Origin of the sequence: Streptomyces sp. Wb2n-11 (assembly GCF_001049855.1) — a bacterium.
GTDB classification, from domain to species: domain Bacteria; phylum Actinomycetota; class Actinomycetes; order Streptomycetales; family Streptomycetaceae; genus Streptomyces; species Streptomyces altiplanensis.
Genome location: NZ_CVPB01000001.1, coordinates 6,938,557 through 6,956,060, shown reverse-complemented (window position 1 = coordinate 6,956,060; position 17,504 = coordinate 6,938,557). Strand labels below are relative to the sequence as shown.

19 protein-coding genes and 1 pseudogene are annotated in these 17,504 nt (G+C 71.8%); 10 read left to right on the top strand and 10 right to left on the bottom strand.

Translation table 11 applies throughout. The features are described from left to right. Window positions 1-240: 240 nt before the first annotated feature. The 5 genes from BN1555_RS31695 to BN1555_RS31675 all read left to right on the top strand — a co-directional run bounded on the left by BN1555_RS31695 (window position 241) and on the right by BN1555_RS31675 (window position 4,078). Complete coding sequence (locus tag BN1555_RS31695) at window positions 241-1,776, top strand: MFS transporter (protein ID WP_093802592.1); 1,536 nt, start codon at window positions 241-243, stop codon at window positions 1,774-1,776. Window positions 1,777-1,929: 153 nt separating this feature from the next. Next, on the top strand, window positions 1,930-2,373 hold the full coding sequence (locus BN1555_RS31690; protein ID WP_093803789.1) for a flavin reductase family protein: 444 nt from the start codon (window positions 1,930-1,932) through the stop codon (window positions 2,371-2,373). Window positions 2,374-2,516: 143 nt separating this feature from the next. Next, a complete protein-coding gene (locus BN1555_RS31685; RefSeq protein ID WP_093802590.1) occupies window positions 2,517-2,960 on the top strand; it encodes an ATP-binding protein in 444 nt (147 codons plus the stop codon). A 212-nt stretch (window positions 2,961-3,172) separates the two neighbouring features. After that, a complete protein-coding gene (locus BN1555_RS31680; protein ID WP_093802589.1) occupies window positions 3,173-3,355 on the top strand; it encodes a hypothetical protein in 183 nt (60 codons plus the stop codon). Window positions 3,356-3,574: 219 nt separating this feature from the next. After that, the gene (locus BN1555_RS31675) at window positions 3,575-4,078 is read left to right on the top strand and encodes a hypothetical protein (protein WP_093802588.1); all 504 of its coding nucleotides are present in this window, start codon (window positions 3,575-3,577) and stop codon (window positions 4,076-4,078) included. A 51-nt stretch (window positions 4,079-4,129) separates the two neighbouring features. On the opposite strand, the gene BN1555_RS31670 is transcribed toward BN1555_RS31675, so the two are convergent. Next, on the bottom strand, window positions 4,130-4,759 hold the full coding sequence (locus BN1555_RS31670; protein WP_093802586.1) for a DUF305 domain-containing protein: 630 nt from the start codon (window positions 4,757-4,759) through the stop codon (window positions 4,130-4,132). Window positions 4,760-4,844: 85 nt separating this feature from the next. Continuing rightward, a complete protein-coding gene (locus BN1555_RS31665; protein ID WP_093802585.1) occupies window positions 4,845-5,276 on the bottom strand; it encodes a DUF6153 family protein in 432 nt (143 codons plus the stop codon). 187 nt (window positions 5,277-5,463) lie between these two features. Here BN1555_RS31665 and BN1555_RS31660 point away from each other — a divergent pair, with 187 nt between their 5' ends. Beyond that, window positions 5,464-6,918: a glyceraldehyde-3-phosphate dehydrogenase gene (locus BN1555_RS31660; protein ID WP_093802583.1), complete on the top strand. Its 1,455-nt coding sequence runs from the start codon at window positions 5,464-5,466 to the stop codon at window positions 6,916-6,918. 623 nt (window positions 6,919-7,541) lie between these two features. Here BN1555_RS31660 and BN1555_RS31655 read toward each other — a convergent pair. Together BN1555_RS31655 and BN1555_RS31650 are read right to left on the bottom strand one after the other, a co-directional pair. Continuing rightward, window positions 7,542-7,983, bottom strand: a pseudogene (locus BN1555_RS31655) (alpha/beta hydrolase); the annotation flags it as partial. Window positions 7,984-8,505: 522 nt separating this feature from the next. Continuing rightward, window positions 8,506-10,026 carry an alpha/beta hydrolase gene (locus tag BN1555_RS31650; protein ID WP_093802582.1) on the bottom strand — a complete coding sequence of 507 codons (1,521 nt, stop codon included), beginning with the start codon at window positions 10,024-10,026 and terminating at the stop codon, window positions 8,506-8,508. 90 nt (window positions 10,027-10,116) lie between these two features. Here BN1555_RS31650 and BN1555_RS31645 point away from each other — a divergent pair, with 90 nt between their 5' ends. Continuing rightward, entirely contained in the window at window positions 10,117-11,055 is a 939-nt protein-coding gene (locus BN1555_RS31645; RefSeq protein WP_093802581.1) for a helix-turn-helix domain-containing protein, read from the top strand. A gap of 263 nt (window positions 11,056-11,318) precedes the next feature. On the opposite strand, the gene BN1555_RS31640 is transcribed toward BN1555_RS31645, so the two are convergent. From BN1555_RS31640 to BN1555_RS31630, 3 genes are all read right to left on the bottom strand, one after another. After that, window positions 11,319-11,657, bottom strand: a complete 339-nt coding sequence (locus BN1555_RS31640) for a GNAT family N-acetyltransferase (protein ID WP_093802579.1) — start codon at window positions 11,655-11,657, stop codon at window positions 11,319-11,321. A 203-nt stretch (window positions 11,658-11,860) separates the two neighbouring features. Then, entirely contained in the window at window positions 11,861-12,571 is a 711-nt protein-coding gene (locus tag BN1555_RS31635) for a 4'-phosphopantetheinyl transferase family protein (RefSeq protein WP_093803787.1), read from the bottom strand. Window positions 12,572-12,775: 204 nt separating this feature from the next. Continuing rightward, window positions 12,776-14,011, bottom strand: coding sequence for a benzoate/H(+) symporter BenE family transporter (locus BN1555_RS31630; protein ID WP_093802578.1), 1,236 nt, complete (start codon window positions 14,009-14,011; stop codon window positions 12,776-12,778). A gap of 378 nt (window positions 14,012-14,389) precedes the next feature. Between BN1555_RS31630 and BN1555_RS31625 the strand changes: the two genes are divergently transcribed. Further along, a complete protein-coding gene (locus BN1555_RS31625) occupies window positions 14,390-14,611 on the top strand; it encodes a DUF3072 domain-containing protein (RefSeq protein WP_093802577.1) in 222 nt (73 codons plus the stop codon). Between the two features lie 137 nt (window positions 14,612-14,748). Here the strand turns inward: BN1555_RS31625 and BN1555_RS39240 are convergent, their stop codons facing one another. Both BN1555_RS39240 and BN1555_RS31620 read right to left on the bottom strand, forming a co-directional pair. Then, window positions 14,749-14,913 carry a hypothetical protein gene (locus BN1555_RS39240; protein ID WP_176710193.1) on the bottom strand — a complete coding sequence of 55 codons (165 nt, stop codon included), beginning with the start codon at window positions 14,911-14,913 and terminating at the stop codon, window positions 14,749-14,751. A gap of 71 nt (window positions 14,914-14,984) precedes the next feature. Beyond that, the gene (locus BN1555_RS31620) at window positions 14,985-15,854 is read right to left on the bottom strand and encodes a YhjD/YihY/BrkB family envelope integrity protein (protein WP_093802575.1); all 870 of its coding nucleotides are present in this window, start codon (window positions 15,852-15,854) and stop codon (window positions 14,985-14,987) included. 129 nt (window positions 15,855-15,983) lie between these two features. Between BN1555_RS31620 and BN1555_RS31615 the strand changes: the two genes are divergently transcribed. Further along, the gene (locus BN1555_RS31615) at window positions 15,984-16,205 is read left to right on the top strand and encodes a hypothetical protein (protein ID WP_093802574.1); all 222 of its coding nucleotides are present in this window, start codon (window positions 15,984-15,986) and stop codon (window positions 16,203-16,205) included. A 135-nt stretch (window positions 16,206-16,340) separates the two neighbouring features. After that, entirely contained in the window at window positions 16,341-17,123 is a 783-nt protein-coding gene (locus BN1555_RS31610) for an isocitrate lyase/PEP mutase family protein (RefSeq protein ID WP_255306288.1), read from the top strand. Between the two features lie 98 nt (window positions 17,124-17,221). On the opposite strand, the gene BN1555_RS31605 is transcribed toward BN1555_RS31610, so the two are convergent. Continuing rightward, complete coding sequence (locus BN1555_RS31605) at window positions 17,222-17,434, bottom strand: DUF4287 domain-containing protein (protein WP_093802573.1); 213 nt, start codon at window positions 17,432-17,434, stop codon at window positions 17,222-17,224. Between the last annotated feature and the right edge of the window lie 70 nt (window positions 17,435-17,504).

Here is a 17,504-nt window from a genome sequence, read left to right as displayed (position 1 = left end):
TTCGGAGGAAGCCGGTTCTTCGATGTCATGGGGTTCGGTCCGGGGCGGAGACGGAGTCCCGGCCGGGGCCTGAAACGAACAGAGCAGGCATGTTCACTTGTTTCCCCGTCCGTCGTCCGCCGGCCCGCGTCCCTGGACGGGCCCGGCAGCGATTACCGAGCGGTTTGCCCAGTTTGATCAGGGGTAGTTGGATCCGGCCCCTTGGGCGCCGATGGAGTCGCTGCTAGGAGGAAGCGCACGATGAGTCAGACCGAACGCGTGGGGACCGGCACCATCACCACCAAAGTCCCGGCCAGACTCGACCGCCTCCCGTGGTCGAGGTGGCACTGGATGATCGTGATCGGGCTGGGCACCGTGTGGATCCTCGACGGCCTCGAAGTGACCGTCGTCGGCAATGTCGCGAGCCGCCTCTCGGAGGAGGGCAGCGGGCTGCCGATCACGGACGCGCAAGTCACCGGAGTCGCCGCCGCCCTCTATGTGGCCGGCGCCTGTTCCGGTGCCCTGTTCTTCGGCTGGCTCACCGACCGGTACGGCCGCAAGAAGCTGTTCCTCATCACCCTGGCGGTCTATCTGGCGGCGACCGCGATGACCGCCCTGTCCTACTCCTCGTGGTGGTTCTTCCTTTTCCGTTTCCTCACCGGCTTCGGCATCGGCGGCGAGTACGCGGCCATCAACTCGGCCATCGACGAGCTGATCCCCAGTAAGTACCGGGGACGCGTGGACCTCATCATCAACGGCAGCTACTGGCTCGGTGCGATGGGCGGCGCCCTGCTGTCGGTCCTTGCCCTCAACACCGACATCTTCCCCAAGGACATCGGCTGGCGGCTCACCTTCGCCCTCGGTGTCGTACTCGGCCTGGTGATCCTGCTGGTCCGCCGGCACGTGCCGGAGAGTCCGCGCTGGATGTTCATCCACGGACGCCCGGAAGGCGCGGAGGAACTCGTCACCGGGGTGGAACGCGAGATCGAGGAGGAGACCGGGAAGCGCCTGCCCGAACCCGGGACGGCCATCACCATCGAGCAGCGGCGCAGTATCGGATTCGTCGAGATCGGCCGGACGCTGTTCCGCTCCTACCCCAAGCGCGCGGTGCTCGGCTTCGCGCTCTTCATCGGGCAGGCGTTCCTGTACAACGCCATCACCTTCGGTTTCGGCTCGATCCTGGTGAAGTTCTTCGACGTGTCCAGCGGGTCGACGGGGTACTTCTTCGCGGCCATCGCCTTCGGCAACTTCCTCGGGCCACTGCTGCTGGGGCGGCTGTTCGACACGGTGGGCCGCAAGCCGATGATCGCCGGCACCTACATCCTCTCGGGGCTGCTGCTCTTCGTCACCGCGTGGTTCTTCAACAGCGGCTGGCTCGACGCGACGACCATGACCGTGTGCTGGGCCGTCGTCCTCTTCTTCGCCTCCGCCGGCGCGAGTTCCGCCTACCTCACGGTCAGCGAGATCTTCCCGATGGAGACCCGCGCGATGGCGATCGCCTTCTTCTACGCCATCGGCACGGCGGCCGGCGGTATTTCCGGGCCGCTGCTGTTCGCGGAGCTCACGGGGAGCGGAGTCGTGGGAGACGCCGTACTCGCGTTCTGCATCGGCGCGTCGCTGATGGTGGCCGCGGGTGTGGTGGCGGTGTTCTTCGCCGTCGCGGCGGAGGGCAAGTCCCTCGAGGACATCGCGACTCCGCTGTCCGTCAGCACTCCGGTGAGCGGCGGAGCGCCGGGCGGGCGGACGGACGGGGGCAAGAACGGCGAGGGAAGCACTCCCGGCGCCTTCACCGGCTGACCCGCCTTCCCGGTCGTGGGCGGCCCGCCCGGCCGCCGGTTCCGCAGAACGCTCTCACGGACTCGCGGTCACCGACGCGCCCTCGCGGGGCCGCCGGCCGGGTACGGTCGGCTCGTGGAGCTCGACACGTTCACTGATCTGCTCGACTATCCGATGTATGTCGTGACGGCCGCAGCGGCAGGAGAGCGGTCGGGATGCCTGGTGGGGTTCGCCTCCCAGTGCTCAATCCGTCCGCCCCGGTTCATGGTGTGGCTGTCCACGGCCAATCGCACCTACCGCGTGGCCCGACAGGCCTCGCACCTGGGCGCGCATCTGCTGCGTCGTGAGGACAGAGCACCGGCCGGGCTGTTCGGCGGCGGGACCGGTGACCGTGTCGACAAGTTCGAGCGCGTCGCGTGGCAGCCGCAGGACGGTGGCACGCCGGTACTGACCGACGTCTGTGCCTGGTTCGTCGGACGTGTCCTGGACCGCTTCGCGGGGGGAGACCACCTGGGTTTCCTCCTGGCACCGGTGGCCGAGTCCCCACGCCCGCCCGGCCGCGCCCGGCTGCTCGGCCTCACCGACGTCGCCGACCTGTCGCCGGGCCACCCCGCCTGATCGGGGCAGCGGCCCCACCGTCCTTCGCACGGGGCCCGGACCCCGCCCCCGCTCGGCCCGGATGTACGGCGCCGAGGTGATCCGGGCCGCAGAGGGTAGACGTTCCGCAGTCGTTGCTGGACGAGAACTCCGGAGAGAATGCCATGGCTGTCAAAGCGACCGGATGGGCCCGCACGTTCCCCGCAGGCAAGGGCGTACGCGAAGGGCGGAAGTGGACGCGTAGCCAGCTGGAGACCCTCCCCTGGGCCGCCGGGGCACCCGAGACCGTGGACGAGATCGTACTGGCGGTCTCCGAGCTCCTCACCAACGCGCACCTGCACGCCCGCAGTGACGCCCAGCTGGTGCTCACCTGGGACAGCACCTGCCTGCACGTGAACGTCCACGACGAGGCCTCCGCCGTGCCCAAGCCCAGGAACCCGGACCCGGGGGCCGTTTCGGGAAGGGGCGTCAGCATCGTGCAGGCCCTCGCCGACAGCTGGCAGACCCATGCGCAGCAGCACGGCAAGACGGTCACCGCCTGTTTCAAGCCCCCTCGCCCCGAGCCGTCGTCCGCGCCGGCGGAGCCCGCGGCGCCTCAGCGCCCCTGACCCGGCCGGGCAGGGGCCGGAGTTCGAAGGCCCAGCCGTTACGGGAGAGGCTTTCCGGCCTCGGCACAGTGACTCCCGACGGGTGAGGCGCCTGACCGTATCGGGTGACGTACCCGGCGAAAACAAGCTGTCCGGGGCCGGGGACGCACAAGCGGGCCCGTCGCACGGTGAGGATGGGACGGAATCCTCGTACGCGCCGAAGGGACAGAACCATGCGCCGTCGTTTCGCCCTTGCCCTCACCGCTTCCCTCGCAGCCGTCCTGCTCGCCTCCGGGACCGCCACCGCGGTGCCCGCCGATGTCACCCCCACCACCCTGACCCCGCGGGAGCAGGCAGGTCTGGACTTCGCCGAGCAGGTACTCACCGCACTCCTCGGCGGCGGTGCCTCCCGGTAGGCGGGCCGTCGTGGCGGGCGAGGAGTTCCACGGAGCTTGTGCGCCCGCCGGAGTCCACCACTGCGGCGTCATCCGTACGGCCAACCGGTGGACAGCGGCCGCCGCACAATGGATACCGGGGGAGGATTCGGGCGTGGGGGCCGCAACCATTCGGCGCATCCGTGTGTCTCAGTGGCCAGACTGGACAGTGCGCGTAGAAACGGAAGTCGAGGACATCTGATGCCCCGTGCAGCTTCGCGTGCCACCGCTGTCGCCACCGCGTGCGCCGCCGCAGTCGGCCTCACCCTGGCCATGGCCGCGACCTCTCCGGCCGCCGCCCAGCCGGACCGGGCCGCCACGACCGCCCACGACACCCCGGCCGTGCGGACCGCTCCGACGGCCGAGCCCACCCCGGACAGCCGCTGGACCGCCGCGGAGATCCACCGCTTCCTGGTCGGCTTCTACGGCAAGCACGGCCCGTCCCCCTGGCAGCGCGAGCACCAGGTGGCGCCCGACCTCAAGGAACGGGCCGCCATCACCCCCGACTACGACCTGCTGCTGTGCGCCCAGAACACGCCGCAGAACATCTCGATCGGCAAGGTGACCACCGCGCAGTCGGCGGGGGTCGGTTGGGCGACGGCCACCACTCACTGGGGCGCGAACGACAAGCGGCACTTCACCGCGTACGTCGACCTGGACGCGCAGAAGCCCCTCAAGCTGCTGGATGTCTCCTGCCAGCTGTGAGCTCGCGCTGCGGGGGTGGCTGGTGGCCGCCCCCGCAGCCGGCCCGTGGGGTCAGTTGTCGCCGAGCAGCTCGTTCATGCGCGCGATCTCGGCGCTCTGCGAGGTGACGATGTCACCGGCCATGTCCCTGGCGGGCTTGTAGGCACCGTCGGACCGCTCGGTCTTCGCCATCTCGACCGCGCCTTCGTGGTGCTTGATCATCATCTTGAGGAATGCGGTGTCGAACGCCGTGCCGGAAGCCTTCTCCAGCTCGTCCATCTCCTCCGGTGTCATCATTCCGGACATGGAGTGGCCGCCGTGCCCGGCGTCCCGGCCCTCCCCGGGGACTTCCTCGCCCCAGGCGGTGAGCCACCCGGACAGCGTCCTGATCTCCGGGTCCTGCGCCTTCTCGATCTCCGCGGCCAGCTTCTCGACCTCGGCGGACTGCGCCCGGGACTGCGCCAGATCGGCCATCTCGACCGCCTGACGGTGGTGCGGGATCATCCCCTTCGCGAAGGCGACGTCGGCGGCGTTGTGCTCACCCTGCTGGGCAGAGGCCGTCGCGCTGGGCGAGGAGGTCTCGTGGCCGTCGTGGCCGGCGGAGCTGCCATTTCCCCCGCCGCAGGCGGCGAGTACGACGGCTGTGGTGGCCGCGGCCGCCACAGCGGCGGCACGGCGGGTCAGGGAACGGTGTGCGGTCATGGTGGTGCGACTCCTGCGTGTGTGCTCAACGGGCATGGCTCTTGGCGGCGGCACCGCCCGACGGGGGCAGGCGCAGCGGGCCGGCCTATATGCGCAGGAGTTGCAGTTCGCTCAACGAGGGCGGGGCTCGCCCGCCCGGCGTCGCCGCGGGGACGAGGGCGGGTACGTCCGCGGCCGGGCACGCAACGGCCCCGGCCAGGGCCGGGTCGGGCACTGCGGGCGCTCCGCTCGTACCACTGGCAGCGCACGTGTCGTCGGCGTGCTCGGCATGTCCGCCGTTATCACCGTCGTCACGGCCGGCGTGGACACAGTCCTCGCACTCGGCCGCGCCGGAGTGCGACGAGGCCGCGGCCATGACCGCGTGGCGGACCTCCGGCATGGCGGAGGACGACACCGGAGGGACAGCGGGACCCAAGCCGTGCATGGCCACCAAACCCGCCAGCACGGCCAGCACAAGGAGCGCGTACACCCGCAGCCCGCCACCGGGCCGGGCCTCGTGCCACGCCTGCCGTCTCATACCCGCATCCTAGTCAGCGGCCCGGATCCCGCCAGCTCAAGCATCTTCAGGCCACCCGGCAGGCCACTCCCCGCCCCGGCCGGGCCATAGGCCCGAGCCCGGCATCCCGCCCAGGTGGCACCACCTGGATGATCAAAGCAGCGGTGGGGTTAGCATATGAGCGCCGCCTAGCTCGAAAGATAAACCTGTGACTGTCAATGACGACTCGTTCACCAACTGGAAGAACCGCGAGGAGATCGCGGAGTCGATGATCCCCATCATCGGGAAGCTACACCGGGAGCGTGATGTCACGGTCCTGCTTCACAGCCGCTCCTTGGTGAACAAGTCAGTGGTCAGCATCCTCAAGACCCACCGTTTCGCCCGGCAGATCGCCGGCGGAGAGCTCTCGGTCACCGAGACGCTGCCGTTCCTGCAGGCTCTCACCACGCTCGATCTCGGCCCTTCCCAGATCGACATCGGCATGCTCGCCGCCACGTACAAGGCCGACGACCGCGGTTTCTCCGTCGAGGAGTTCACCGCCGAGGCCGTCGCCGGCGCCACCGGCGCCAACAAGATCGAGCGCAGCGAGGGGCGCGACGTCGTCCTCTACGGCTTCGGCCGCATCGGCCGCCTCGTCGCCCGCCTGCTCATCGAGAAGGCCGGCTCCGGCAACGGCCTGCGGCTGCGCGCCATCGTCGTCCGCCCGGGCGGTGGCCGGGCCGCCGAGGATCTCGTCAAGCGCGCCTCGTTGCTGCGCCGTGACTCCATCCACGGTCAGTTCCAGGGCACGATCACCGTCGACGAGGCGAACAGCACGATCGTCGCCAACGGCAACGAGATCAAGGTGATCTACGCCGGCGACCCGTCGGAGGTCGACTACACGGCGTACGGCATCAAGGACGCCATCCTCATCGACAACACCGGCAAGTGGCGCGACCGCGAGGGCCTGTCGACCCACCTGCGCCCCGGCATCGACAAGGTCGTCCTGACCGCGCCGGGCAAGGGCGACGTCCCCAACATCGTGCACGGCGTCAACCACGACACGATCAAGCCGGACGACCAGATCCTGTCTTGCGCGTCCTGCACCACCAACGCGATCGTCCCGCCGCTGAAGGCGATGGCCGACGAGTACGGCGTCCTGCGCGGCCACGTGGAGACCGTCCACTCGTTCACCAACGACCAGAACCTGCTGGACAATTACCACAAGGCCGACCGCCGTGGCCGCTCGGCGCCGCTCAACATGGTGATCACCGAGACCGGTGCCGCCTCCGCCGTCGCCAAGGCACTGCCCGAGCTCGAGGCGCCGATCACCGGCAGCTCGATCCGCGTGCCGGTGCCGGACGTCTCGATCGCGATCCTCAGCCTGCGACTCGAGCGCGAGACCACGCGTGAGGAGGTCCTCGACTACCTCCGCAACGTGTCGCTGACCTCGCCGCTCAAGCGCCAGATCGACTTCACCACCGCTCCCGACGCGGTCTCGAGCGACTTCATCGGCTCGCGCCACGCCTCGATCGTCGACGCCGGCGCCACCAAGGTCGACGGCGACAACGCGATCCTCTACCTGTGGTACGACAACGAGTTCGGCTACTCCTGCCAGGTCATCCGCGTCGTCCAGCACGTGTCCGGCGTGGAGTACCCGACCTACCCGGCCCCGGCGGTCTGATCCCGGCGCACCGCCCGGTCCAGCGCTCCCGGCCGACGGGTTGCGGTGGGCGGCAACCGGTCCCGATCGGCGTCCGGTTGCCCTCCCGCCGTCACCCGTCGTCCACCGCCCGCGCATGCGCACCCGTCCGCCGGAACGCCTGTCCTCACCGGGGCAAGGGTCCTGAGCACGGGGCGGACAGGACTGACGCCACGCGGTGCCGAAGGCCGCCTTTCCCCTGCGGACCGGTCCACAGGGGAAAGGCGGCCTTCGGGCGGTTCTCGTGCGGCTCCCGGAGGACGAGGCAGGGGGCGGAGATCCCCGGTGCGCGCTCCGGGGCGATCCTCTGGGCGGCCCGCCACTGGCGGTGGCGGTGGCGGTGGCGGTGGCGGTGGCGGTGGCGGTGGCGGTGGCGGTGGCGGTGGCGGTCAGAGGGTGCGGCGTACGCCCGCCTGGCGTTCGAGGTCGCGCAGCCGCACCGTCAGATCGCCCTCGACGGCGGTGTGTGCGGGCCCGCTGCGGCCGATCGGCAGGACTTCCCGGCCCCGCATGTCCTCCAGCATCAGCGCGAAGGCCGCGTACATCGCGACCGCGGCCAGCAGCAGGCCGAGCGCACCGGAGAGGGTGCCGGCCAGGTCGGCGCCCGCCCCCTCGGTCACGATCCAGCGGGCGACCGCCCAGTTCTGCTCGACGGCCACCGGATAACGCGCCTCGGGCGAGAGCCCGTACTCGGGAAAGACCACCGCGGCATCGGCACCGACCGCGAGCTCGCGCACCAGCCGGTCATGGGTACGCGCGTTGCCGAACACCCACCCCGCCCCATGGACGCAGAGAATGACCGGCGGATCACCCTCGGAACCCGCCGGCCGGACGATCCACCCCGACCGCACCCGAGGACGCGACAGGAACAGTGGCCCACTCCTCGTCCGCATCCGGCTTCTCCACCGCACCGGACTGCACATCATCGACCGCCTCACGCCCCTCCGCGGGTGGTGTCCGGAAGAGGAACGAGGGCTGGGAGACGGCTTCGGCGAACGCGGCGGCAGCCGGTTCCCGGACGGGGTCGGCGGGGCTGTGGTCAGTCATGGTTCAGCCTGTTCCTTGGGTGGACGGATGCGTTCCCTGCGCCGTCAGCGAGGCTGCACACCGGGACGCCACGTCCGTTCGCACGGTGCTGGTCGGCACCGTGTGCACACCGGCTTGACCGTGGGCGCACAGCTGTGGGGGCGCGCCGTGGAACCGGTCGCGCCCGCCCGGCTCCCGCCCGCCGTGCCGTCGGGTCACAGGCGCCGGTGGAGGGCGACGCGCAGGGTGTCCTTCGTCCGGATCCGGGCCGCCCTCGCGGCGTCGCTCTCCCGCCGGCCGTCTCGCGGGTCCGGTCCGCGCAGGCGGGCCCACTGCCACGGGGGCCCGGCCCCTCCCCTCCGCGCGGTTTTCCCGGTGCCCGGGCGGTCCGGGCCGGTCGGCGCGACGCCACTCCGGCCGGGTCCCTCGCCCTCGTGCTGTACGCAGCCCCGTCCGGGCCTCGGGGCGGGGAGCGCACAGGCCCCGGCCGGTCCCCGCCGAGTGCGCGGCGGGGCCCGGCCGGGCCGGTCGGAGCGGCCCGTCTCAGGCCGTCAGGTGTGCCAGCACCGAACGCATCGCGCGGTGCACGGCCTCGCGCGACTCGTCGGTCGGGTCCAGCACCTCGAAGTTGTGGTGGCCGTTCGGCACGTCGATCACCTCCACGTCGGCCCCGTGGTCCTCGGCCGCGGCGAGGAACTCCGCGACGGTGGCGGCGATCTCGGGCATCTCGAGCCCCGCCCGGGTGAGCACGAGGGGCAGACCGCCCGCGGCCGCCACCGCGTCCGCCGGGTGGAACCGCCCCCCGGGCAGTCCCCAGTTCGGCAGCGGCGCCATGATCGGGTAGCTGGCCGCCAGGCAGCGCAGCCACGCCGGGGGCGCCTCCAGCCAGTCCGCCGCCATCGGACCGCCGCCCGAGAAGAACCACAGTGCCACCCGGTCCGGGTCGACCCGCGGATCGGCCCGGACCAGCTCCACCGCGGCGGCCGTGTCCGCGGCGGCGCGCTCGTAGTCGGTGACGTCGTGGAGGCGGTGGTCGAAGGTCACGCCCACCGCGCCCTGCCCGGCCGCGTACCGGGCGTACCCCGTCAGGGTCGGCCACTCCCGCGGGGTCGGGCGCGCCTCGGCGGGCACCGGGCCGCCGTGCACGAAGACCACCGCCGACCACGGGCCCTCGGCCGCGGGCAGGTACAGGTCGACGTTCCCGGTCCGCTCACGGGCGGGTTCGGGCAGGTCCAGCAGGAACGGCCGCAGGTGCGGCGGCGGTTCGGTGGTCCCGGCCGGCTTCAGCCGGTGGCCCTCCCCCGCCGCGGCGCGCAGCAGGACCTCCGCCAGCTCTTCGGGACAGGACAGCATCGGCCAGTGGCCGGTGGGGAGTTCGAAGAACGTCACGCGGGGACCGGTCAGGGCCTCGAAGGCGGGGTCGCCGAAGCTCACCCGTATCTGGAGCATCTCGATGCCCGCGCCGTTACCGGTGCACAGCACTCCGGTGACGGGTACCGCGGCCACCGCGCCGGTCAGCCGGAGCGGCTGGAGCAGAGTGCCCAGCGGCTGCGGCGCGGCGCGGGCGGTGAGCCGGTCCAGCGCCTCCTCGGGAACACCCGCGGTGCTGCCCCAGCGCTGCCATTCGTCGCGGGCCGGGGGCGGCAGCTCGCCGGTCACTCCGCCCCGTGCGGCGCGCTCGGCCAGTTGTTCGCGCAGGGTTTGGTCGGGCACCGCCGCCAGGGCCGGGACCCCGTCCTGCGGCATACCGGCGTCCAGGTAGACGATCCGGGAGACGCGCTCCGCGCGCCGGTCGGCGGCGCCCAGCACCGGGTGGATGCCGTAGTCGTGGCCGACCAGCACGATCTCCCGCCCGGTCGCGGCGTCGACGGAGTCGATCGCCGCCAGCACGTCCTCGATGTGTGTCTCCAGGTCCGTGCCGGGACGCGCGGGGCCGCTTCGCGCGCCGAGTCCGGTGAGGTCCGGCGTGTGGACCTCGGCGCCCGCCGCGGCCAGTCGCGCGGCCGCGTCCTCCCAGACGTGTGCGCCGGTGAACGTGCCCGGCACCAGGATGAATGCGGTCATGACCCTCTCCTCAGTAAGCCGTCCGCGGCCTGGCCCGATGGCCGTCCGCGCTCGCCGGTACGGTAGGAACTCCCCCTGAGGGAGGTTCAAGTGTTCACGTCGCGCGACGGCCTGTGCAGCATCGGCGAACTCGCCGAGCACGCGGGCGTCACCGTCAAGACCGTCCGGTTCTACTCCGACCGCGGTCTGCTGCCGGAGGCTTCCCGCAGCGCGGGGGGACACCGCCGCTACGGCCCGGAGGCGCTCGACCGGCTGCGCCTGATCCGTTCGCTGCGCGCCCTCGACCTGCCGGTTCCCGAGGTGCACCGGATCCTCGACGAGGAGGACGCGGCGGGCCGGGTCCTGGAGGACGCCGTCGCCGGGCAGTTGCGTACGCTCGGCTCCCAGCTCAGGGCCCTGCGGTGGCGGGAGGCGGGGCTGCGGCTGGTGCAGGAGTGCCTGCCCGGGGAGCGGGCCGACCGACTGCGGCTGATCGGCGCCGTGGCCGCCCCGCCGAGCACCGAGGCACTGGCCCGGTTCTGGCGCGCCTGGCTGCCGCCGCGGATGCCGGCCCGGGCCACCGCCGCGTTCCTGGAGGTGGCAGTGGTGCAACCGCCCGACGACCCGTCCCCGGCGCAGGTGCTGGCCTTCGCCCGGCTGTACGCGCTGGCGGCCCGCCCGTGCGGGAGCGTGGAGCGCTGCCAGCCGGAGGCGCACAAGACCGCGGGCAGCCGCGGGTCGGCCGTGCTGTACGCGGGCCTGGCCGAGGCGTACGAGCTCGCGGGCGGGCAGCTGCGGCGGAACCGGGTCCCGGCCCCGGGCGAGGCGCTGGACTGCTTCGTCGCCGCGTACGCGAGTGTCTACGGCACCCGGGACACTCCGGAGTTCCGCCGCCTGCTGGCCGGGCAGCTTGCCTCCGACCCCCGCATCGACCGGTACTGGGAGCTGGTGGCCGAGGTCGCCACCCCGCCGGGCGGGCGGCCGGAACCGACCCCCGGAGTCGCGCACGACTGGCTGCTTGAGGCCCTGGACGCGCAGACGGCCGCGTAGCGGGCTCATCGGAGTCCGCATCGCCCGGAGAGTTTCTTTCCGCTCCGGACGAAGGGTCCTGGCAGGTCTCCCCCGCCAGGGCCGATCGGGGGCATGCCCGCCCCCCGGCGAGCGGGACCGGCATGGGGCGACTGCATTCCTGAATTGTCTCAGTTTGACTGCCTCATACAAATAATGAGGTGCCATGGGTGTACTGCGCGCTCGTGCGTGGCGGCGTCCCCCGGGCCCAGCCCGGCCGGCGGCCGTTCTTGCGCGGCGAGCGGTCAGCCGATTTCCGTGCGGAGCCACCGCAGCACGTCGGGGGTCACGGAGTCGGTGATGTCGCTGAACTCGCCGTGCTTCTGGAGGTACTTGGCCACGTAGGGGCAGACCGGCACTATGCGCTTCCCCGCGGCGCGGACGTCGGTGAGCGCCTGCCGCACGAGGTGCGAGGCCAGTCCCTGGCCGGCGAAGGCGTCGTCGATCTCCGTGTGGTGGAAGACGCGCTGATCGCCGCGGTCGCGGTATGCGGTCAGGCCGGCGACCGTACCGTCGAGCAGGATCTCGTAACGGTGTTCGGCATCGTTGCGCTCGACGGTCGGAGTGGCGGCGGGCCGGGTCACGGGAGTGCCTTTCAACTGGGCGCCGTGGTCACGGCAGGTTCTTGCGTGGTCTGGTGGTGGCGTTCAGCGAAACAGGTGCGGGGAGGTATTCCCCGCCGTACCCGTCGACTGCGTTGAACCGGTCGAGGACGTTCCGCCAGTCGGCCCATCCGGACGGTGCCCTCGCGTCCCGCCTCGCCTGACGGCCGTCGCGCCCTTGGCCGTCAGTGGCGTACGGCGACGGCCGCCGCGTGGTGGTCGCCCACATCGGCGTCGCCGATCCGCCAGCCCGGGAGGTCGGCGCCGGGGACCTGCGCCGTGCCCAGGTAGTCGGTGGAAAGGCCGCGCGCAAGCCCGGTGCCCAGCCCTTTCAGGTACGCCTCCTTGCGTGCCCAGGCCCGGGCGAACGCATGGGGCCGGTCGACGTCCTCGTACCCGGCCAGCTCCGCGGTCTCCCGCGGGTGCAGCATCGCCGCGATCTCCTCGACGGTCCCGGGCCGCGGGACCTCCTCCACGTCCACGCCGACAGGGGTCGCGGCGAACCCCAGCAGTCCGAGACCGGCACTGTGCGAGAGCGAGAAGTGCACCGGCTGCCCCTTCACGGCCGGTCGGCCGTGCGGCCCGCCGCACGACGGGCAGTCCAGCCGGACCAGCGGTATGTCCTGGGGCTCGGTGTCCAGGTAGCGGCTGAGCAGCATGCGCAGCGCGACGTGCACCGCGACGTACGTGTCCCGGTCCCCGGCCCTGCGGAACGCCTCCGCCCTGGCCGTCTCCGCGGCGTCCAGCACACCGGCCCGGGCCGTCGCGACTTCCTTGAACTCGGCCGCCCGTACCAGCCACAGCTGCGGTGCTCCCCCGGCCGGAGGAAGTGTCACGGGCTCCTCCCACCACTCACCGCGGAGGGGTTGAGGAACGGTCTTCGCCAAGATCGTCATGTGTGCAGGATAGGCGCACGCGAGCAACAGCCCAGGGCTGATGGACCGTTCCCACAGGACGCGGCCGCACACCATGACGCCCGCTCCCTTTCCATGGCAACGGGCAGCCGGACACCGGCCGAACGGCCGGGCCGGAACCACCTGCGGTTTCGCCGGCTCGTCCGGGCAGGGCGCCGCCGGGGGCCGACCGAGCCGACGGGCCCGCTACGCCCTGGCTCCCTCTGCCTCCTCCGGCTGCCGTTGTACGGGAGCGGCTCCGGCCGGCTTCCGCCGTCGGCCGGCCACCACCGCGGTCAGTACGCCGGCGCACAGGCCCCAGAAGGTGGATCCGATGCCGAGCAGGGTGAACCCGGAGGCCGTGGCCAGGAAGGTGACGACAGCGGGCTCGCGCATGTTCACGTCCGCGAGCGAGGACGTGAGTGAGCTGCCGATCGTGCCGAGGAGACCGATTCCCGCGATGCCCAGCACCAGCGCCTGGGGCATGGCGGTGAGCAGCCATCCCACGGCGCCGCCGAATATGCCGATCAACAGGTAGAAGACGCCGGCCCAGACACCGGCCGTGTAGCGCTTGCGCGGGTCCGGGTGCGCTTCTTCTCCCGTGCAGATCGCCGCGGTGATCGCAGCCAGGTTGAGCCCGAAGCAGCCGAAGGGGGCCAGCAGGAAGTTGACGCAGCCGGTCCAGGTGAGCAGGGGCGAGACGGGGGTGTCGTATCCGGCGTTACGCAGTACGGCGACGCCCGGCAGGTTCTGCGACGCCATGGTGACCACGAAGAGGGGAAGGCCCACGCCGATCAGTACCTGCCAGGAGAATTCCGGGCGTACGAAGGAAGGTGCGGCCAGCGAGGCGTGGAATCCGCCGAGTTTCCACGATCCCTGCGCGCCGGTCGCCGTCACACCGGCCACGAGGGCCACGAGGACCGCGTACCGCGGGAGCCACCGCTTGCCTGCCACATAGACGGCGAACATGGTGAAGACGACGAGGAAGTTGTCCTCCATCTGACCGAACAGGCCGGTGCCGAACTGTACGAGCACTCCGGCGAGCAGCGCGGACGCCAGGGCCACCGGGATCCTGTCCATGATCCGCTCGAACCAGCCGGTCACTCCGCTGAGCGTGATCAAGGCGGCCGAGAAGAGGAACGCGCCCACGGCCTCCGCCATGGTCACCCCGTGCAGGCTGGTCGCCAGCAGGGCGGCTCCGGGGGTGGACCACGCCGTGACCACCGGCGCGCGGTGGCGCAGCGACAGGCCGATGCACGTGACGCCCATCCCCACGCCGAGCGCGAGCACCCAGGAGTCGAGTCGGGCGGTGTCCGCGCCCGCGGCCCTGGCGGCGGTGAAGACGATGGCCACGGAGCTCGTGATCCCGATGAGCGTCGCGAGGAAGCCGGCCGCGACCGCAGTGACCGGCGCGGCGGAGCGTATGGCCTGATTCAGTTTCATGGTCGGTCGTTTTCCTCGCTCTGTCGCGGCCTGCCGTGCGGCTGCACCGATGAGGGAGAGCACCGGAGCGACCGCGATGGTGCCGAGCCCTCCGTGAAAGAAGACCTCAGCACCATAGGCGGCACCCGGGGTGCGGTGCGCGGCGCCGTCTCGGTCGTGGGATCGACCCGCCGCAGCCCCCGCACACGGCTGACCGCATGGCACGGAAACCGGCTCCTGCCTTCCCCTCGTCGTCCTGTTGACGAAACCGGCGACCAGCCCCCTGCCTCTCCTTCCGGGCCTGGGTCTGCGCCGAACGGGGCACCCGTGTTGCGCCGTACGGAGCGGGAGCCGCCCGTGGCGGGAGCCCTGCAGGGGATGCGGGGTAGTGGACCGGACATGAGCGAACAGGACCCGGAGAAGGACGTCGAGGAGTGGGTGACCGGTGCCGAGCCGGCCACCGGCGCGCAGCTGAGCTACCTGCACACCCTGGCCCGCGAGGCGCACGAGGACGTTCCGCAGGACCTCACGAAGGCCGAGGCGTCGCGGATGATCGAGCGCTTGCAGCGCGCGTCGCCGCGAACAGCCGGGCCGGAGGGGAACAAGGGCGGCGGCGTATGAGACCAGGAGGGCGGAGGCGGTCACCGACGGCCCGGCCCGGTCGGCCGTCCCGCTCGGCGGCAAGCGGCCGGGGCGGTCCGTCGGGCTCCTCGGCGGACGTGACCGGTCCCGCCGGCCGTCCGTCGTGACCGGTCCCGTCAGCCGCCCGTGAGCGGGACCGCTGCGGCGACCCGGCCCCCGGCGGCGGAGTGGAGGTGGTCGAAGCCCTCGCCGTACGGCCAGCCCTCCGCCCGGTGGAAGCACAGGTCCGTGAGGACCGGCGCCCGGCGCAGGCCCGTGACGTGGGACCCGGCCGCCGCCATGGGCCGGGAGGCGGCCCGGGCGGCTCACCCGGGCCGCCTCGCCGCGCGCCTCGTACGCGGGGCGTGGACCGTCAGACCGGCTCTCCGGGCCCCGGGGCATGCGTGCGCCGTACTCGCCGTTCGTGGACCAGCCGCCCGACCATCGCCCCGCCGTACACGACGAATCCCACTCCCACCAGCCAGGACTGCAGAACCAGCACGGTCCCGATCGGGCCGTACGTCACCGCGTTCGACGCGATCAGCGGCGAGAAGACGAACTGGCTGAAGATCCGCAGCCCCAGTAGCCCCACCGCCGTCGCCACGGCCCCCGGCGCGAGCGCGCGCCAGCGGATCCGGCCGCAGAGCAGGAACCGCTGCGACCACCAGAAGAAGAAGAACAAGCCGATGAGGTCACCGCCGGCGACCAGTACCGTCGCGACCACGGGCGACTCGTCGGGGGCGGGCGTCATGACGAAGAGCAGCAGGGCGGCCACCAGCCCGGCCAGCCAGACGACATGACGCCACATCGTGTGCCACCGCGTCGTCGGCAGGACCCACACGCGCTCGTACCCGGTCTGCACGGCGGATCCGAACGTCACCCCGAAAGCGGCCAGCGCCGCGAGGCCGAGCGCCGTTGTCTGCTGCAGTGCCTGGCCCGGCCGGCCGAACAGTTCCTTGACCTCCTCCTGCGACCTCTCGGACACGCCGAGACCCGCCACGATCCACCGGGCGAAGCCGCGCCCGCTCGCGAGGTCGGCCGCGGCGACGACGATCAGCAGCGGCACCAGGGTGAGGAAACTCAGTGCCGCGAAACCCATGGCACGGTGCATGAGTTCCACCTCGCGTCCCCGGGCCCAGGTGAGCGCGAGGACCGAGGCCCGCAGTCGCCGTTGGAGTCGCGGGAGCCGACGTCCGTGCTGCGCGGGGCGGCCGTCGTGGGGCTCACCGGGTTTCGGGGGCATGCCCGGTCGAGTACCCGTAAGCGCCCGCGTCGCCTCCAGCGTGCCTCCGAACGGGTGCCGTCCGCGCGTCCGCCCGGGTGGCCGAAGAACACCGGTGCTTCGAGGGCGCCGGGTGGGTAGGTTCCGCACATGACCGATGTCGTGGACGCGGATGAACTCCTGCGACGTGTGCGCAGGGCTCGTGACTGGGCCGGGCAGCAGGAAGAGCATTGGCGGGCCCGGCCGGACACCGTCGAGGCGAGCGGTTCCCGGGACGCTCCGGCGGCAGAGGTCTTCGCCGCCGCGTACGAGGCGGTGCGGAAGGTACTGGACGAGGTGATCGATCCGGGAGCGAACGACCTCGATGGCTAGCGGAGCGGCCGGGCCGGGCCGGGAGAAACAGGAGTGGCGTCGCGGCACCTTTGGGGTGATCTGCCGCAACCGGCGTGCGTAACCGGCGTTGATCAGCCTGCGTGATCGGCGTACGCCCGCCCGGGCCTCATCGGCGTGTACGACATGTACTCCGCGTCCCTGGCGGCCAGGCACTGCGACGGTCTCTTCGTATCCGGTTTCGGCTTCGCCGCCTCGTACTACGGGCTTCCCGACATCGGGTTCATCGCCTGGCCGGACATGGTGGCGTTCGCGGAACGCCTGCGCGGCGCGTTCCCGCGGCATCACCTGCTCGTGGACATCGACGACGGTTGCGGTGACCCCGAACCGGCCTGCCACGTGGTGCGGCGCCTGGAGCGGGCGGGCCTTTCGGGGGTGGTGCCGGAGGACCAGAGGCGCCCGCACCGCTGCGGCCACGCCGACGGAAAGCAAGTACTGCCGCTCGATGAGCACCTCGAGAAGCTCAACCAGGTGCTGGCGAGCCGGACCGACCTGCTGGTCGTGGCACGGACCGATGCCACCGACGAGGAGGACCTCCTGATCCGCGCCAAAGCCCTGGCGGCGACCGACGCGGACGTGGTGCTGGTCGACGGGGTGCGCAGCGTCGGGGCGATCCGCCGGATCCGTGACGTCATCGGCGGCAAGCCGCTGCTCTTCAACCGGATCGCGGGCGGCAAGTCACCACGCCTGTCACCCACCGAGCTGGCCGGGCTCGGGGTCGGCGTGGCGATCTACAGCACACCGTGCCTGTTCGCCGCGCACCGCGCGATGGAAGAGGCGATGACCGGGCCGAGGTCCGCTGACGGGTGTCTGCCCGCCGCGGAGGACGGCGGCGGCATCGGTGCCAGCGACGCCGCGGCGCTGCTGACCGAGAACCTCCACCGCCACAGCACGCGCTGAAAGGGTGCTGAAAGGCTCCCCGCCGGTGCGCCGGTGCACAGGGAACGCACCGGCGCACCGGCCGCGTCAGGATTCCTGCCGCACCGGATGACGACCGCTCACTTGCCGCTGTCCTCCGCGAGGGTGTGCGCGACCAGCGCGTTGGCATGGCCGTGGCCGAGGCCGTGCTCGGTCTTGAGCCAGGCGACCAGTTCCATGTGCTTGGTCAGCGGCGATGATCGGATGAGGCCCTTCCACTCCGTGATCGGACGACCGTACTTCTGCTCGATCGACGGAAAGTAGCTGGCGGGACCCTTCACAGACTCGTTCATGCGTGCATTTTGACACTGGCGTGCGGGGACGGGTCCACTTCCCGCAGCATTACGCTCGGAGAGCCGCGCA